The sequence below is a fragment of the Pedobacter sp. BMA genome (assembly GCF_001027745.1).
Lineage (GTDB): Bacteria > Bacteroidota > Bacteroidia > Sphingobacteriales > Sphingobacteriaceae > Pedobacter.
Genome location: NZ_LECU01000007.1, coordinates 280607 through 298180 on the forward strand (window position 1 = coordinate 280607; position 17574 = coordinate 298180).

Below are 17574 nucleotides of genomic sequence, written 5' to 3' on the forward strand. Positions count from 1 at the left end.
TACAATAAATAACTGGTGAATAGAAGACCATTAGTGTCGCGAAAATCCATAACAAAAAAAAATCCCCTCATAAATGAAGGGATTATAACTCGATTTGCGTACTCAGAGCGGGAATCGAACCCGCACGCCTGTTAAGGGCACAGGATTTTAAGTCCTGCGTGTCTACCAGTTCCACCATCTGAGCATTTGGTTATTTCCGAAACCGGAGGCCAAACTTAAAAATAAATGCCTCCTGGTAGGAAGGCATTTAGAGCGAAAGACGAGATTCGAACTCGCGACCCCGACCTTGGCAAGGTCGTGCTCTACCAACTGAGCTACTTTCGCATGATTAACACAATCGCTGTGTTCCCTTCGGGGTTGCAAATATAGGAATATAAATTTCTCTTACGCAAATAATTTTTAAAATATTTTTAAGCGATTTTACCAGCCCTTATTAAAACACAAACCAACAGTTTATAACCCGCTGGAAATCTATAATTTGCAATACAAACCTGTTTAAAAAGCAATGCGTCGTGTGTTTTGATGCTTCTACAAGCCACGAATCAACAAAATCTTTCAAATTATCTTAAGCCAGCGGGAGCGTAAACAAAAACAAACTTCCCTCTCCTATTGCACTTTCAACCCAGATCTTCCCCTTTTCAGCTTCAATAAAATCTTTCGAAATCGCCAATCCCAATCCCGAACCTGATTTATTCTGACCATCTGTAGGCACCTGAAAATACCTTTCGAAGAGTCTTTTCTGATATTTCTCATCAATACCTTTCCCAAAATCGCGCACCGAAAATTGAATTGATGACGACAGCTGCACCACATCGAGTACTACTTTCGACTTTTCGGAGCTGTAACGAAGCGCATTTGAAAGGAAATTCACCAACACCCAGGCCGTTTTCTGGATATCTGCATTTACTTCAGGTAACTGCTGATCACAGTTGACTTCCAGCATAATGTTTTTTTGCTCCGCCTGAAAGCGCACTGCGTCCAGTGCATAATTTACAATTGCAAAGGGCTTCACCTGCGCAAAATTAAGTTTAAGATTTCCGGTCTCCGCCTGCGAAAGATCCAGTAGTTCACTTGTAATCTTAAGCAACCTGTCAGAATCCTCCCTGATGTGATGTATCAATTCTTTCTGCTCCGGATTCATTCCACCCACCCGAACATCATCCAGGAGTTTAAGACTCATTTTGATAGAAGAGAGCGGTGTTTTCAATTCATGTGATACCGTTGCAATAAAATGGGTCTTGGCCTCATCCAGTTCCTTAAATTGAGTAATGTTTTTCAGTACATACACACTTCCTGCCGATCTTGAAGATTCAATCAGCGTATCTTCCTGCCCCACCTCAAAATTCGGAATCACAATTTCCCGGTTTTCCAGCTGGAAATAGGACTCTTTGTCGTCGGCATAAATTTTCAGTGGTTTACGGTCCGGGTCGGGCGTCAATATCCGTTTAAGGAGTTCGCTTTTCTTCACCAGATCATTTACATTCTGGCCAATAGCGCTTTTCTCATCCACATTGATTAGTTTAGAGGCAAGTGCATTCATGAACAACACCTCACCTTTTTCATTCAAACCAATAATCGCATCCTGCATCTGGGCAATGATCGCTTCTATGCGGAGCTTTTCGCTCTTTAACTTTGAAAGATTACTGTTCTCCCATTCGTTAAGCTTGGCAGCCATGCTGTTGAAAGATATCGCAAGCGCACTAAACTCGTCATCGTTGTCGAAATGAAGCCGCTGTTTATAGTTTTTATTGGCAATCTGTCTGATGGCCGCGCTAAACTCTGCCAGTGGATTGGCTACAAAACCCGGAAAGTTTATAATAAAGGTAAAGAGAATTAAAAAGCAGGTTGTTGCCGATAGGGCAATGTAGAGGTTAGCCCTTCCCGAAGTTTCGTTAGCCCGCTCATTTTTATTGAAAATTGCTTTCATATTGAGCGCTTCAACTTTTTGCAAAGCCAACCGTAAACCTTTAAGATAAAATAACCGATCACTGTCTGTGAGCGATTCCGCCAGTCTTTTGTAGCTAAGCTCCAGTTCCTTAACGGCATCCGCTTCACCAGGCTCTGTAATATTTGCGCCTTCGCGAATCAGGCTTGCTTCAAACTTATCTTTTGCAGTTCTTGTTAATGGAATACTATTTTCATCCAGTACCGAACGCATGGCTGCTACATATTTCAGGCTCTCATAATTGTCTTTCAGAATCACTTTTGATTTGTCAGAAAGCTCATTAAGAAAGAACAAGGCGATCAGTCCGAAGGAAAGAACAATCAGGAAAAGGAAGCCGAAGCCAAGGCGCAGTTTTGTTTTTATTTTCATGTTGGCTGTTATTTTAAAACGCGTATGCGAACTTAAGAAAGTATCACCAGATCAATATCTTTTGAAGCGAGGTTTTTAAGCAGTCCGTTAAAAATAGCTGTCCTCAAAATCACCTGAAAAATATTCAGATGTGGTTTTCCTATGCAAATCGTGGTGACTTCCTTTTGTGATGCCATATCGATGATGGTTTGGGTAATGTGATTGCTTTTTATCTTAACAAGTTCGGCACCTAATTCGGTGGCGAGCTTGAAGTGGTTAATGAGATGGCGTTGTTTATCCAGCTTAATGCGTTCCATACTTTCGCTGTCACTTTGCACATACAACACCATCCAGGGCGAACGATAGTACGATGCGAGCCTGGCCGTTTTACGGATTACCACCCCCGCTGTTTCCGGATTGGATGAAATACAGGCAAGAAACTTTTCTGGCCGCAACTTGATGGACTTTGGAATCTCACTCAGTATCTTTCGTTCCACCTGATGCACGACTTCTTTCAGCGCCAGTTCGCGCAGCTGGAGAATTTTATCCGACTGAAAAAAGTTCCCCAATGCCCTTTCAATTTTGCTCTGATCGTAAATTTTACCTTCCTTTAAACGGGTGATCAGTTCATCCGCCGTAAGGTCAATGTTGACAATTTCGTCCGCGGCTTCCAAAATCTTGTCTGGTATGCGTTCGGTAACCGCGATACCTGTGATGGCTTGTACCTCTTCATTGATGCTTTCAAGATGCTGGATGTTAACAGCGGAGATGACACTGATGCCTGCTTCGAGAAGGTCTAAAACATCCTGCCAGCGTTTGCCATTTTTACTACCTTCTGCATTCGTATGCGCAAGTTCGTCAACAATGACCACTTCAGGATGGCGGTTCAGTATCGCTTTGAGGTCCATCTCTTCGATCTCTTTACCCCTGTAGTAAATACTTTTCCTTGGAATAAGGGGAATGGTATTTAAAAGCGCATGTGTTTCGGCACGGTTGTGTGTTTCGACGTAACCAATACAAATATCTACGCCGTTGCGCAGGAGTGCCTGGCTTTCCTGCAACATACGGTACGTTTTACCTACACCAGCGCTCATACCGATATAGATCTTCAGCTTACCCCTTCTCGATTTCTTGATAAGCTCCAGAAAATGCCTGACGGATGTTTCTTTATTTTCTTCTTCCATTGCAATACCATCCTTTAAAATCAATAACGCCCGGGATAAAATACCCGGGCGATGTAATGTGTTTAATTAAAATGAGACAGCAATACTGGCAGTAAGCGTAGTGTTGGCATTTACAGCCCCGGTATTTCTGATGAATATTTTGTCTTCGCTGTCGTAGGTTTTTCCTTCTAAACGTAGAACTGCATTTGATACCGGCGAATAGTCGATATTGAGCGAATAGCCTTTCGTTTTAAAACCATTTTGAGTTCCGGTGGCGATGAAAATACCATTCTGATCTTCATAATACTCAAACCGTCCGGCAAGCGCCCATTTAGGGGCAAATTTATATTGCACAATAGCCACCGGCGACAGCACTTTGTTTTTGCTAGTACTGCCTTTCGATACCTGTTGGGTACCATAATCAAATCCCAGCGTTACACCAAACTGGTCTGTTACCTGCAATATGCCATAAACGTTATGGTAAAAACGGTTCACCCTTACCGAGTCGGCACCTTCCGTGCCAATATAATTGCTATAATTTAAGGTAATGGCTGAAGTAGGTTTCCAGGTAAGCTGCACACCACCAGCAGGTTTGTCGTTTCCATTCTGTCTGGTAATTCTCTGCCATCCGTTAAGATAAAATCCCGCAACTGTGAACTTGCCATCTGCTGTACCGTAGGTAATTTTTGCTCCCGACTCGTAATACGGGGTATTTTCCGAAGAAATGTTTCTCGTAAGTACCCAGCAGTCTTTTGAAACGGCACTTTCAAAACCAATGTGAGAGGAAAAAATACCGGCATCAATCCAAAGGTTTTGCGTTTTGGAAAGTTTTACTCCGGCATTGGCCTCAAATATATTTTTTAATACACCGGGTTCTGCGGCAAGATTGGCATTAGCATAGGTTCCGGCCATTACAGCCAGGTTTGCACGGATGTTGCCGTTATCATATGCCGCCTTGATCATCCCTAAATTCAAGTTCATTTCATTTGCGCGGTTATGCGAATAAATGAACGCCGGGCGGTTATGATCTGCGGGTTGATTAAAGTCGTAACCATAATAAGCTTCCAGATAGCCAGAAATTTTGATTTTTGATTCTTCCTGTGCTTTTGTTAAAAAACCGGCGGTTAAGGCTGCGGCTAACAATAATATTTTTTTCATATCGTAATCTTCATTCAGGCAGGGCTTAGCCTGCTTGCATTGTTTGTTGTTAATTATTCACCTCGTGGCTGCCCGTCCCTTTGTTGTGGCAAACGCGCATAAACGGGCAGCTGAAAGGCATTTAAAGTTTGTCCAGGTCCAGGTTAAGTTTAAGTACATTTACTGATGAGGGACCAAAAAGGCCCAGAAAAGGTTTCAGCGTATTCATGGCTACCAGGTCTTTCACTTTTTGCTCATCTACGTTTCTGGCTTTTGCTACCCTGGCCACCTGAATGGCTGCCCCTTGCTCGGAGATATTTGGATCAAGCCCGCTACCAGAGGCCGTTACCATATCCGCGGGAATATCCGATGTTTTAATCCCCGGATTATATTTAATCAGCGTATCAATCCTCGACTGTACTTCTTTCAGATAATCGGGATTTGACGGCCCCTTGTTAGACCCTGCCGAACCTGCGGCATTGTAAGCTACAGCCGAAGGCCTGCCCCAGAAGTATTCCGGACGGCTAAAGGATTGGCCAAGCAGTGCATAGCCAACGGTTTTACCATTTCTGATTATTTTTTCACCACCGCCGTTGCCTTTAGCCATTTTACCGATAAAAGCTACACTGATGGGGTAAACGATGCATAACAGTACCAGTAGTACTACTGTTAAACGGATGGATTGAATGATGTACTTTTTCATTTTTATATTTTTTAAAAGCCTTAAACAAAAAGGCCAACCAATAAATCAATTAATTTAATGCCGATAAAGGGTGCTACAACACCTCCAATTCCGTAAATAAACAGGTTTCTACGCAAAAGTGCTGTTGCACCTATTGGCTTGTATGCTACTCCTTTCAGCGCCAGCGGAATCAGGATCGGAATAATAATCGCGTTAAATATCACGGCCGAAAGTATTGCAGATTCAGGGCTGTTCAGTCCCATAATGTTCAGGCTTTGAAGCGCCGGGATAGAAGCAATGAATAAGGCCGGAACAATGGCGAAATATTTTGCCACATCATTGGCTATTGAAAAGGTAGTTAACGTACCACGCGTAATCAGTAGCTGTTTTCCAATTTCCACAATTTCAATCAGTTTGGTTGGGTCGTTATCGAGATCAACCATATTCCCTGCTTCTTTTGCAGCCTGTGTACCGCTGTTCATGGCTACCCCAACATCTGCCTGGGCCAATGCAGGCGCGTCATTGGTACCATCGCCCATCATCGCCACCAGTTTTCCAAGTGCCTGCTCATCTTTGATGTAGTTCATCTTATCCTCTGGTTTAGCTTCAGCAATAAAATCATCAACACCAGCTTTCTCCGCAATGTATCTTGCGGTGAGGGGATTGTCTCCGGTAACCATCACTGTTTTTACGCCCATTTTTCTCAGGCGTTCAAAACGTTCACTAATTCCCGGTTTGATGATGTCCTGAAGTTCAATTACGCCCATTGCTTTTTCGTTTTCAGCAACCACCAGCGGCGTTCCCCCATTGGTAGCGATGGCTTTTACGTGATTTTCGATATCCGATGGAAATATATTTCCAGCCTTCTCTACCATATTGCGGATAGAATCGAAAGCGCCTTTTCTGATGCGTCTGCCCTCGGCCGTATCCAGTCCGCTCGACCGCGTTTCTGCAGTAAACTTGATAAAGGCCGACCCTGTTGGTGTGGCCATAACCTTAAAACCCTGTTCGCCTGCAAGTTCGATAATTGATTTCCCCTCAGGCGTTTCATCGGCCAGCGAGCTTAAAATACAGGCATCTGCGAACGTTTTGGGATCCACACCTTCTGTAGGATAAAAATTGGTTGCCTTCCGGTTGCCAATGGTGATGGTACCGGTTTTATCCAGTAAAAGCACATCTATATCGCCTGCAGTCTCTACCGCTTTGCCCGATTTGGTGATCACATTGGCCCGTAATGCCCTATCCATACCAGCAATACCAATTGCGGAAAGCAAGCCACCAATGGTTGTTGGAATCAGGCATACAAACAGGGAAATCAATGCAGCAATGGTGATCGGTGTATTGGCGTAATCAGCAAAAGGCTTCAGCGTGACGCAAACGATAATAAACACTAATGTAAAACTGGCAAGTAGTATCGTTAAAGCAATCTCATTTGGCGTTTTCTGACGTGAAGCACCTTCCACCAATGCAATCATTTTGTCTAAAAAGCTCTCGCCCGGAGCGGTGCTTACCTGAACTTTAATCTCATCGGATAACACTTTGGTACCGCCCGTTACCGATGATTTATCGCCTCCTGACTCCCTGATTACAGGAGCAGATTCTCCTGTAATGGCCGATTCATCGATCGTGGCAATACCTTCGATAATCTCACCATCGGTAGGGATCGTATCACCCGCTTCACAAACAAACACATCGCCTTTCTGCAACTGGTTAGATGAACGGATTTCGATTTTTCCTCCGGTTAGCAGTACTTTAGCCGGTGTTTCCTCTCTGGTTTTACGCAGACTATCGGCCTGTGCCTTGCCCCGGGCTTCTGCTATTGCTTCGGCGAAGTTTGCAAACAGTACGGTAAGCAGCAGGATCAGGAAGATGAAGAAGTTGTATATTGGAGCACCTTGTCCGGTATGGCTCACCGAATATATGGTAACATAAGCCATTACCAGGGTACCGATTTCCACCGTGAACATCACCGGGTTGCGAACCATCACCCTTGGATCTAGCTTGATGAATGACTGTTTTAGTGCGGTCTGTACTAAGGCAGGCTCGAACAATTTATTATTGGGTTTCATTGATATGTCTATTTAAGCATGGTAAAATATTCCGCCAACGGACCTAAGGCGAGGGCGGGGAAATATGAAAGTGCATTGAGTACCAGGATAACGGCAAAAGTCATCAGGGCAAAGGTTTTGGTATCGGTTTTAAGGGTACCAGCAGACTCAGGAATAAACTTCTTTGCTGCCAGTAATCCTGCAATCGCTACCGGACCAATAATCGGAAGAAAGCGACCGAGAAATATAATTACACCGGTTAGCACGTTCCAGAATACGTTATTGTCGCCAAGGCCCTCGAAACCCGAACCATTGTTGGCATTGGAAGAGGTCACCTCATAAAGCATTTCAGAAAATCCGTGAAAGCCGGGATTGTTAAGCCAGTTTTTAGGCTGAACTGCCCATTCAGCTGCGCCATGGTCCGTAAATACAAAACTAGATATTGCAGTACCCGCAAGGATCAAAAACGGGCTCAACAAGGTAATAATCGCGGCAATTTTTATTTCCCTTGCTTCAACCTTGTGTCCAAGAAATTCAGGCGTTCTACCTACCATCAGCCCAGATATGAATACGGCTACGATCAGGTAAATAAAATAGTTCAGCAACCCTACACCGCATCCACCATAAAATGAGTTGATCATCATGGCGAGCAGTTGCCATAGTCCGGTGAGAGGCATCGTGCTATCGTGCATACCATTTACCGAGCCGGTAGAAATCACGGTGGTTAGTGTGCTCCAGTAGGCAGTTGCGGCAGGCCCTAAACGCACTTCCTTCCCTTCCATTGCGCCACTCGCCTGTGAAATACCCATTTTGGCCAGTTCAGGATTTCCCCCGAGCTCTGAATTTAGAGTAGGTACGAGCAGCATGAAAAGTCCGATGGTCATTACGCCAAAAATTGTCCATGCCAGTTTCTTTCTGCGGATGAAATATCCAAAAGCAATCAACATAGCCAGGGGGATAATGGTTTGCGAAACTACTTCTACTGTATTGGTGATGTAGTTTGGATTTTCAAATGGATGTGCGGAGTTGGCGCCAAAATAGCCGCCGCCGTTTGTTCCCAAATGTTTAATGGCTATAAATTGTGCTGCCGGGCCCCTGGACACATTCACGGTGTCTCCCTGAACGGATATGAACTGATCCTTGGAATCATAACTTGCAGGCGTACCGTTAAACGTTAATATTAAAGCTACAACTATTGCCAGGGGCAACAGCAAACGGGTAATTGATTTCACGAAAAACTCCCAGAAGTTACCCAGCTGGGTAGAGGTTTTATCTTTGAAAGCTTTAAATAAAACTACTGCAGCAGCTATACCCGTGGCGGCACTTACGAACTGCAGAAACATCAGCACAAACTGCTGGGTCAGGTAACTTACACCACTCTCTCCCGAGTAATGTTGCAGGTTGCAATTGGCCACAAAACTGATAATGGTATTAAAAGCCAGATCTGGCGTCATACCCGGATTTCCGTCTGGATTAAAAGGAAGCTTATCCTGGAAAATCAGAACGAAAAATCCATAGACCAGCCATAACAGGTTAATGGTCATCAGCGCTTTCATTTGCTGTTTCCAGTTCATTTGTTCCCTGATGTCAATTCCTGAAAGCTTAAAGATTCCAGATTCGAGGGGTTTCAAAAAGTCTGTCCAGACTTTTTCTCCTGCGAACACTTTGGCCAGGTACTTTCCAAGTGGAATAGCGATGATCAGTGTAAGCAGGAAGGTGGCAATAATGCCGGTTAATTCAGTGTTCATTTTTTAATTTGTTAATGCCTTTAAAGAAGGCAGGACTAAAATTTTTCTGGTTTAATCAGCACGTAAATCATATAGATGAATACGGCTACAGCGATGATGAATAATGTGATCATGATATTAGATTTTTTCGAACCAATCAATTGATTTGTAACTTGCGCCGCAGAGCAGCAGGAGGATGATTAAGAGTAGTACGGTCATAATTTGTTGCTTTTTACAGGGCTTAATCCATTGGTGTACCATAAAAGACATACACCACATAACTTATTATAAATCAGTTAGATAAATTGACATACTTTATTCCGGGGAAAGTAATCAGTTAAAAAACCCTTCCATTTTGGTATGGTGATTTCCATTTTGAAATGGTGAGTATCTGGGCTATCGTATCCCTCAAAATAAAGGGCATCCGCCTTTTAGCCATGATAAATCGCCGGAATTGGAAATCCCGTTAGATCAGTTTGCTCTTCAGGGAACTGAAGAGACGCTAACATGTTAATATAGATGTTAATTCCCTCCTCAATCTCATCAATACCAATATATTCATTGGCTGTGTGAGACCGGGCAGAATTTCCCGGTCCCATTTTTACAGATGGCATATCCAGCCAGCCCTGATCTGAACTGGTAGGCGAGAAATAAGTAGTACGTCCTAATGAAAGTCCGGCTCTCACAATGGGATGTGTTAAATCGATATGAGATGGCTTTAATACATTAGTGCGGATCTTGAAATAACTGGAAGTATGATTAATATTGGTATTGATAATTTCCTTCTCTGTATAATTATGGTCAAAACGGATGTCAACCGTAAAATGGCATTCTACAGGTACAATATTATGCTGAATACCGCCCCCAATCTCAGTTACGCTCATTTTGACAGGCACAGGCGCTCCATCCATGATTGGAAATTGATATGTTTTAAACCATTCAATATCTTTAAGCGCATGGTAAATCGCATTGTCGCCCTCTTCTCTTGCTGCGTGGCCAGCTCTTCCTTTTGCACTGCAGTCGATCACCATTGATCCTTTTTCCGCAATGGCCATTTGCATTCCGGTTGGTTCACCCACTATTGCAAAATCGATCGGCTTAAGATCTTTTAAAATGCTGCGTATGCCATTCTCACCTGAAGTTTCCTCCTCTGCGGTAGCGGCCAGGCATAAGTTGAATGGCAGGCCCTCCATAGGATAGTAATGAAGAAAAGTAGCGATTAAACCAACCAGAGATCCTCCGGCATCATTACTACCCAGGCCAAAAATTTTGTCATCTATCACCTGTGGAAGGAAAGGGTCCATAGTGTATTGGTTATTATCACGTACCGTATCGTGATGAGAGTTTAATAGAATAGTTGGTTTTGAAAGATCCAGGTGCCGGTTGTAACACCATACGTTATTGTATTTTCTAATGGTATTTACACCCCGGGCATTTAGAAATGAGGTGATGATTTCTGCAGTTGCATCTTCTGCTCCGCTAAACGATGGTGTAGCAATCAGGTTTGCAAGCAGATCAATAGATTGCTGGTAAAGGGAATTCAGGTCGGGAACTCCCGCTGCTGTTTTAATCCGGTTATTATTCATTGTGTGGCTATTAGTTATTTGAAAATGTTGTTTGTTTGTATTTCCCGGATTCCAGGGAAACCGGTGTTGGATTATGAAGGGAATATGCCGGATCGAAAAGCATAGCTGTACAGAGACAATTGCACTTTCCTTTGCGCTCCAGGATATCATAATTCATACATGATTTGCAACCCTCCCAGAAAAGGTAGTCGTGAGTAATCTCGGAAAAGGCCACTGGCAGGAAGCCAAGTTTAGCATTCATGTGCATCACTGCTGAACCGGAAGTGATACTGAATATTTTTGCATTGGGATACAATCGTCAGGAAAGTTTGAATACCTTGTTTTTAATAGCTGCTGCAACACCTGAATTCCTGAATCGCGGCGCTACGATAAGTCCGGAATTGGAAACAAACCGGTCGTCTTCCCAGGTTTCAAAATAGGAAAAACCTACCCATTCTCCACCACTGGTAACCGCTATTACTGCTTTGCCAGCGGCTATCTTTTCTGCTACTGCAGCAAAGGTCCGCCTCGCAATTCCGGTTTTCCTGGCAATCGCACTGAGATAGGTCTCCTCAATAATTTCGTCAACGTACTTCGTATCGCATTCGTCGGCGATACGGATAAAAATAATCTGGTTATCCATGATCTTTAAATTTCATGGCAACAGCATTACAATTCAAATGCCCCGGTTAAAAAAGATACCAAAACATCAGCGTAGGGATACTTAAAAGCCTTTAATTATTATTTGACAAAAATGAACAGTTATCCTACCCTATCATAATGATATGGTTCTTTGCCATTTTGATAGGATAGAACAGAATGGGGGAAAAATTAAAAAATTGATCGGAGGGTATATTTTCTTTAATATTATACACGCATCAATAAGGAATATTTAAAAATAATAGAAGGCAATGAATAAAATTATAGTTAAATACTGGCTTATTAATTTAATTTGCAGTATACTGTTATACATCACCTACAGGATCGTGATCCATCAAACGCCAGCATCCGAACAAAATCTGTTCGAAAAGTTCTGGGGTGTTATAGAATTGATATTGAATTTAGGTATCTCGTTTATATACTTGATATTAATGCTGATTTCATCACTGACCTTTTTTCTGAATCTGAACAGGAAAATCAGGAACAATTTCTACTTCTCACTATTAAGCTTCCCGGGACCGGCACTTGCGCTGGTCATTTACCTGTCCCCTGTTCTGGTAACTGATTACCATGCTGCCCACACAAGTGTGTTGACCAACCTGGTCTATTTTCCTATCGCTTACCTAGTCATAACCACCGTAGAATTTCTGTTGTTTAGGAGAAGTCTTAGAAAATCAGGATTTGAAAATAGCATTTGATCAACTGCTTAAAAAAGAGATAATTCTTCGAAACTTGTTGGATGAGGACAGATAAAGTGACGGATTTGCTATGCGGCAGGCATTTACCGCTCAAAAAAGGCCTTATTACCAATCTGAAAGTGGTTTTCTAGTGGTTTATGGCTAGCAGACCACTACCAGACCACTAGCAAACCACTAGGATACCACTAGCTGTATTAGGTTGCTGTGCCTTAATGGTACCTCAATCCTGGAAGTTAAGGTTGTAAAACCTATCCCAAGATTTCCGTAAAATAATCGCTCAAAAAGCTACTGTTCTTCATAATGATATGTTAATCCACCATCTACAAAGTAGGTAGAGCCGGTTACGTATGCAGCATCATCTGAAGCCAGAAATGCAACAACACCGGCCACGTCTTCTACCCTGCCCATTCTGCGTAAAGGGATATTGCTGATCACTCGTTCCAGTTCCTCTTTATTGTTTAGCAAGTCCTGGTTAATTGGCGTAGAAACAGCTCCCGGTGCAACATTATTTACCCTGATATTGAAAGGGGCAAGTTCAGTTGCTAGGTTTCGGGTAAGCATTTTTAAGCCACCTTTGCTTGCGCAATAAGCTGCAAAATGCGGAAAAACAATCTCCTCGTGTACTGAACTCATATTGATCACCACCCCTTCAACACTGTTCTTCCTGCAATACTTTACAAAAGACTGAATGCCGAAGAATACACCTTTAAGATTGGTGTTCATGACGAGATCGTAATCCTCTTCAGTAACCTCCCAGAAATCCGCATTCTTTTCCACACCGGCATTGTTAACCAGAATATCGAGCCTGCCAAATTGATTTACAGCCTCTTCAACCATACGGATAGCGTCATTTGCCTGACTTAAATCTGCTACTACAAATGCCGCCTTACGTCCCATCTCGTTTATTTCAGCAATAAGCTTTTCTCCCCTTTCATCAAATTTATGGCCGTTCAATACGATGTCACAGCCATCTTTAGCTAATCTCAATGCGCATGCTGCACCAATGCCCTGACTGCTACCTGTAATTAGGGCTACTTTATTTTCGAAACGACTCATCCTGTATAATTTTTCCTATAGGATAAATGCGATTTCAGCCAAAATGTTTGAAAGAACTGAAATTGGGGATATCTGAGGTTGAGCTTGTAGAGAGGAGATGCGAGATTGAGAACGTTTCTAAACTACAATCAAAGGATCAATATGTAATTTTTAAGGCTTAATTTTGCTTCATACAAACAAAACATAATGTCAAAAACAAAACTTACAATCAATAACAACGGGTCGGTAAAAATCGAGGGGGATTTCGAAATTGTAGATAAAAACGGAAACACTTACGGTTTACAAGGAAGAGATGTATTATCGATTTGCCGTTGTGGTTTATCACAAAACAAACCATTTTGCGATGGAGCACATAAAGGTCATTTCGAGCATGAAGCTATTGCATTTGATTTGCCTCCAAAGAAAGTATAACCGGGTTTAAACTGATATTTTGAGAAGCCACGTTTTAAAACGTGGCTTTTTTGTGACCACGAAAAATTTCACCAGGCTGTTTGAGTTCTTTAAACATCTGTGGATTAAAATTTTTATATAAATTTTGCATTTCGGATAAATAAACGTTAATTAGACGATTATTTACTGTTATGAGCAAAGCAAACTATGTAATTGGTGTCGATTACGGAACGGATTCAGTGCGATCTGTTTTGGTTGACGCCACCGACGGCAAAGAGATCTCCTCTTCCGTTTTCCTTTATCCAAGATGGCAAAAAGGGCTATATTGTAAACCATCCATCAATCAATTCAGACAACATCCCTTAGATTATATTGAAGGATTGACCCATACCATAAAAGATTGTTTAGCAAAGGCCGGCGGATCAGAAATTGCAGCCTCGGTTAAAGGAATCTCAGTCGATACCACGGGATCAAGTCCTGTTGCGGTTGATGCTTCCGGTACTCCTCTTGCGTTAACTCCGGGCTTTGAGGAAAATCCAAATGCCATGTTTGTACTTTGGAAAGACCATACCGCAGTAAAGGAAGCCGCAGAAATCAATGAGCATGCGACCAAATTTAAAACGAATTATCTGAAGTATGTTGGTGGAATCTATTCATCAGAGTGGTTCTGGTCTAAACTACTGCGGATTTTAAGAATAGATTCATCTATAAAAGCAGGAGCACAATCGTGGGTGGAGCATTGCGACTGGATACCTTTTCTGCTTTGTGGCGGCAAAGATGTAGCAGCAATGAAACGCAGTCGTTGTGCGGCTGGGCACAAAGCACTTTGGGCAGAGGAATTTAACGGATTACCTCCGGAGGATTTCTTTAGTAGCCTTGACCCGCTTTTAGCTGGTTTTAGAGATAAATTATTTGCAGATACTTATACTTCAGATGTTTCCGCGGGCACTTTGAGTGAAGAATGGGCTGATAAACTTGGCTTATCTACTGATGTTGTAATCGGTGTTGGTGCTTTCGATGCCCACATGGGTGCCGTTGGCGGTCAGATTGAGCCATATTACCTGAGTAAAGTAATGGGCACCAGTACCTGTGATATTCTTGTTGCCCCTAATCAGGATTTACATGGAAAACTAATCAGCGGCATTTGTGGACAGGTAAATGGATCGGTTATTCCGGGTATGGCGGGTTTAGAAGCAGGGCAATCTGCTTTTGGTGATGTGTATGCCTGGTTTAAAAATCTGATCAGCTGGCCTTTAAATCATTTACTTACCGAATCAAATCTCATTGATGAGGCAACAGCCATGGCTTTAAAGGATGAACTGGAAAGCAAAATCATTGCTAACCTTAGTAAACAGGCGGAAGCGCTGGAAGATGAAGACTATGCCGAGCTGGCCATTGATTGGCTGAACGGCAGGAGAACGCCAGACGCCAACCAGGAACTTAAAGGTGCGATTACCGGTTTAGGATTAGGCACCGATGCCCCTCGTTTTTTCCGTGCACTGGCGGCAGCAACCTGTTTTGGAGCCAAGGCTATTGTAGACCGCTTTAAAGAACAGGGCGTTCCGGTAAAAGGAATTATCGGTATTGGTGGTGTAGCTAAAAAATCAGCCTATATTATGCAAATGATGTCGGATGTTTTAGAAATGCCCATCAGGATACACCGTTTTGAACATACCTGTGCTTTAGGTGCTGCTATGTTTGCCGCAGTTGCAGCGGGTATTTACCCAACAATTGAAGAGGCTATGGCAGCAATGGGAACAGGATTTGAGAAGGAATACAAACCAAATATTAAAAAGCAGAAAATGTACAGAATGCATTATCAGCAATACCTTGGTTTAGGCCGTTACCTGGAGCGCTACAACAAGAAAGACGTTAAACCTTATCTATCATGAGCAACTATCAGGATATAAAAGAACAGGCCTACCTGGCCAATATGCAGTTACCCAAACTAGGCCTGGTGCTTTTCACTTTTGGTAACGTAAGTGCAGCCGACCGCGCTAAAGGGGTTTTTGCCATCAAACCTAGTGGTGTACCTTACGAGGATTTATCACCAGAGAAGATGGTAATTGTGGATTTTGACGGCAACACCGTTGAAGGTGATTTACGTCCTTCGTCCGACACAAAAACCCATGCCGTGTTATACAAACACTGGGAAAACATAGGAGGTGTTGTACACACCCATTCTACCTATGGTACGGCATGGGCGCAGGCGCAAAGAGCAATTCCTATTTTCGGAACCACTCATGCAGACCATTTAACAGTTGATATTCCTTGCGCACCACCTATGGAGGATGCTATGATTAAAGGAAACTATGAATATGAAACCGGCTTCCAGATCATGAATCATTTTGAAAGCCTTGGTTTGAGTTACAAAGAGGTTGAAATGATTTTAGTAGGCAACCATGCACCTTTTACCTGGGGTAAGACCGCTGAAAAAGCCGTTTACAACAGTGCCGTTCTGGAAGCAGTGGCGCAGATGGCTTTGTTAACGGAGCAGATCAATCCGCAGGCACCAAAGCTGAAGGAATCATTGGTTCAAAAGCATTATGAGCGTAAACATGGTGCCGGAGCCTATTACGGACAATAACAAATAAGAAGTTAAGCAATTAAACAAATAAAAAATGATTGATTTAAAAAAATTAGAAGTTTGGTTTATTACTGGTACGCAACATTTGTACGGGGAAGAAACCTTAAAACAAGTGGCTGATCACGCGCAGCAGGTTGCTGATTCATTAAACCAGAATGGCAGCATCTCGGTATCGGTAGTATATAAACCGATCGTGAAAACTACTGAGGAGATTTTTGAAACCTTACAGCAAGCTAACACCGATAAAAACTGCATCGGGGTAATGACCTGGATGCATACATTCTCTCCTGCTAAAATGTGGATCAGAGGATTGAATGTATTACAGAAACCTTTACTGCACCTGCACACTCAATTCAACCGCGATATTCCATGGAACACGATTGACATGGATTTCATGAACCTGAACCAGAGTGCCCATGGCGACCGTGAGTTTGGATTCATCGTTTCGCGTATGCGCAAAGACCGCAAAGTAGTGGTGGGCCACTGGCAGGATGAAGAGGTTGCAAAACAAATTGATACCTGGGCGAGGGCCGCAGCTGGATGGAACGACTGGCAAGGAGCAAAATTTGTTCGTTTTGGCGATAATATGCGTTTCGTAGCCGTTACAGATGGTGATAAAGTAGAAGCAGAAATGAAGTTTGGTTTCTCGGTAAATACTTATGGTATCGGTGACCTGGTTGCCGTAATCAATGGCATTAGTGAGGAATCAATTCAGGGTTTACTACAGGAATATGAAGAAACCTACGATATGGCTGATGATTTGAAAGCTGGTGGTGCCAGACATCAATCGGTTTACGATGCGGCAAAAATCGAATTGGGTTTAAGAAAATTCCTGGAAGATGGTGGCTTTAAAGGCTTCTCAGATACTTTTGAAGATCTGCATGGCATGATTCAATTACCTGGAATTGCGGCACAAAGATTAATGGCCGATGGCTATGGTTTTGCTGGTGAAGGCGACTGGAAAACAGCTGCTTTAGTACGTGCATGTAAAGTAATGGGTGCTGGTTTACCTGGTGGAAATGCCTTTATGGAAGATTATACCTATCACTTCGACCCTTCAAATTCAATGGTACTCGGTTCGCACATGCTTGAAGTTGACGCTTCTCTGGCTCAGGGCAAAGCCAGCCTGGAAGTACATCCTCTGGGTATTGGTGGCAAAGCTGATCCTGCCCGTTTGGTTTTCAACGTAGGTAGCGGCGATGCTTTAAATGCATCATTAATTGATATGGGAAATCGTTTCCGTTTACTGGTAAATGAAGTAACCGCGGTAGAGGCTGAGCATGATTTGCCAAACCTACCTGTTGCCCGCGTGCTATGGAAACCACTTCCGGATATGAAAACCGGATGTGCTGCATGGATCTACGCTGGTGGTGCACACCACACGGCTTACAGTCAGAATTTAACTACCGAACATTTATCAGACTTTGCAAATATTGCAGGTTTGGAATACATCAATATTGGTGCGGATACCAAAATCAATCAGTTCAGAAATGAATTGCATTGGAACGAAGTATTCTACAAATAATATTACATACGCGCTCAAATACCCTAAAGCCGATAAATTTATT

16 protein-coding genes and 2 tRNA genes are annotated in these 17574 nt (G+C 42.9%); 5 read left to right on the forward strand and 13 right to left on the reverse strand.

Annotated features, from left to right (window positions below; all coding sequences use genetic code 11):
• Nucleotides 1-99: 99 nt before the first annotated feature.
• The 12 genes from AB669_RS17640 to AB669_RS22360 form a co-directional block, all read right to left on the reverse strand.
• Nucleotides 100-184: transfer RNA gene (locus AB669_RS17640), tRNA-Leu, on the reverse strand.
• Nucleotides 185-251: 67 nt separating this feature from the next.
• Nucleotides 252-324 (reverse strand) — tRNA-Gly (locus AB669_RS17645).
• A gap of 241 nt (nt 325-565) precedes the next feature.
• Entirely contained in the window at nt 566-2314 is a 1749-nt protein-coding gene (locus AB669_RS17650; RefSeq protein WP_047800659.1) for an ATP-binding protein, read from the reverse strand.
• 32 nt (nt 2315-2346) lie between these two features.
• Complete coding sequence (locus AB669_RS17655) at nt 2347-3477, reverse strand: sensor protein KdpD (protein ID WP_047800772.1); 1131 nt, start codon at nt 3475-3477, stop codon at nt 2347-2349.
• 66 nt (nt 3478-3543) lie between these two features.
• Nucleotides 3544-4614 (reverse strand): porin, encoded by a 1071-nt coding sequence (locus AB669_RS17660; protein ID WP_047800660.1) that lies wholly within the window; start codon nt 4612-4614, stop codon nt 3544-3546.
• A gap of 121 nt (nt 4615-4735) precedes the next feature.
• Nucleotides 4736-5296 (reverse strand): potassium-transporting ATPase subunit KdpC, encoded by a 561-nt coding sequence (gene kdpC / locus AB669_RS17665; protein WP_047800661.1) that lies wholly within the window; start codon nt 5294-5296, stop codon nt 4736-4738.
• 20 nt (nt 5297-5316) lie between these two features.
• On the reverse strand, nt 5317-7344 hold the full coding sequence (gene kdpB / locus AB669_RS17670) for a potassium-transporting ATPase subunit KdpB (protein WP_047800662.1): 2028 nt from the start codon (nt 7342-7344) through the stop codon (nt 5317-5319).
• Between the two features lie 8 nt (nt 7345-7352).
• Nucleotides 7353-9071: a potassium-transporting ATPase subunit KdpA gene (gene kdpA, locus AB669_RS17675; protein ID WP_047800663.1), complete on the reverse strand. Its 1719-nt coding sequence runs from the start codon at nt 9069-9071 to the stop codon at nt 7353-7355.
• A 35-nt stretch (nt 9072-9106) separates the two neighbouring features.
• A complete protein-coding gene (gene kdpF / locus AB669_RS22595) occupies nt 9107-9184 on the reverse strand; it encodes a K(+)-transporting ATPase subunit F (RefSeq protein ID WP_156166780.1) in 78 nt (25 codons plus the stop codon).
• A gap of 297 nt (nt 9185-9481) precedes the next feature.
• The gene (locus AB669_RS17680) at nt 9482-10636 is read right to left on the reverse strand and encodes a M20/M25/M40 family metallo-hydrolase (RefSeq protein WP_047800773.1); all 1155 of its coding nucleotides are present in this window, start codon (nt 10634-10636) and stop codon (nt 9482-9484) included.
• A gap of 10 nt (nt 10637-10646) precedes the next feature.
• Nucleotides 10647-10931: a hypothetical protein gene (locus AB669_RS22355; RefSeq protein WP_197082430.1), complete on the reverse strand. Its 285-nt coding sequence runs from the start codon at nt 10929-10931 to the stop codon at nt 10647-10649.
• Between the two features lie 3 nt (nt 10932-10934).
• The gene (locus AB669_RS22360; protein ID WP_197082431.1) at nt 10935-11258 is read right to left on the reverse strand and encodes a hypothetical protein; all 324 of its coding nucleotides are present in this window, start codon (nt 11256-11258) and stop codon (nt 10935-10937) included.
• A 268-nt stretch (nt 11259-11526) separates the two neighbouring features.
• Between AB669_RS22360 and AB669_RS17690 the strand changes: the two genes are divergently transcribed.
• The gene (locus AB669_RS17690; protein ID WP_047800664.1) at nt 11527-11973 is read left to right on the forward strand and encodes a hypothetical protein; all 447 of its coding nucleotides are present in this window, start codon (nt 11527-11529) and stop codon (nt 11971-11973) included.
• 285 nt (nt 11974-12258) lie between these two features.
• On the opposite strand, the gene AB669_RS17695 is transcribed toward AB669_RS17690, so the two are convergent.
• On the reverse strand, nt 12259-13029 hold the full coding sequence (locus AB669_RS17695) for an SDR family NAD(P)-dependent oxidoreductase (RefSeq protein WP_047800665.1): 771 nt from the start codon (nt 13027-13029) through the stop codon (nt 12259-12261).
• Between the two features lie 186 nt (nt 13030-13215).
• On the opposite strand from AB669_RS17695, the gene AB669_RS17700 reads away from it, so the two are divergent.
• The 4 genes from AB669_RS17700 to araA all read left to right on the forward strand — a co-directional run bounded on the left by AB669_RS17700 (nt 13216) and on the right by araA (nt 17531).
• Nucleotides 13216-13440 (forward strand): CDGSH iron-sulfur domain-containing protein, encoded by a 225-nt coding sequence (locus tag AB669_RS17700; RefSeq protein WP_047800666.1) that lies wholly within the window; start codon nt 13216-13218, stop codon nt 13438-13440.
• A 170-nt stretch (nt 13441-13610) separates the two neighbouring features.
• Nucleotides 13611-15311, forward strand: coding sequence for a ribulokinase (locus AB669_RS17705; RefSeq protein ID WP_047800667.1), 1701 nt, complete (start codon nt 13611-13613; stop codon nt 15309-15311).
• Nucleotides 15308-16006 carry an L-ribulose-5-phosphate 4-epimerase gene (locus AB669_RS17710; RefSeq protein WP_047800668.1) on the forward strand — a complete coding sequence of 233 codons (699 nt, stop codon included), beginning with the start codon at nt 15308-15310 and terminating at the stop codon, nt 16004-16006. Before AB669_RS17705 ends, AB669_RS17710 begins: the two co-directional genes overlap by 4 nt.
• Nucleotides 16007-16040: 34 nt before the next feature.
• Nucleotides 16041-17531 carry an L-arabinose isomerase gene (gene araA / locus AB669_RS17715; protein WP_047800669.1) on the forward strand — a complete coding sequence of 497 codons (1491 nt, stop codon included), beginning with the start codon at nt 16041-16043 and terminating at the stop codon, nt 17529-17531.
• Nucleotides 17532-17574: the final 43 nt, after the last annotated feature.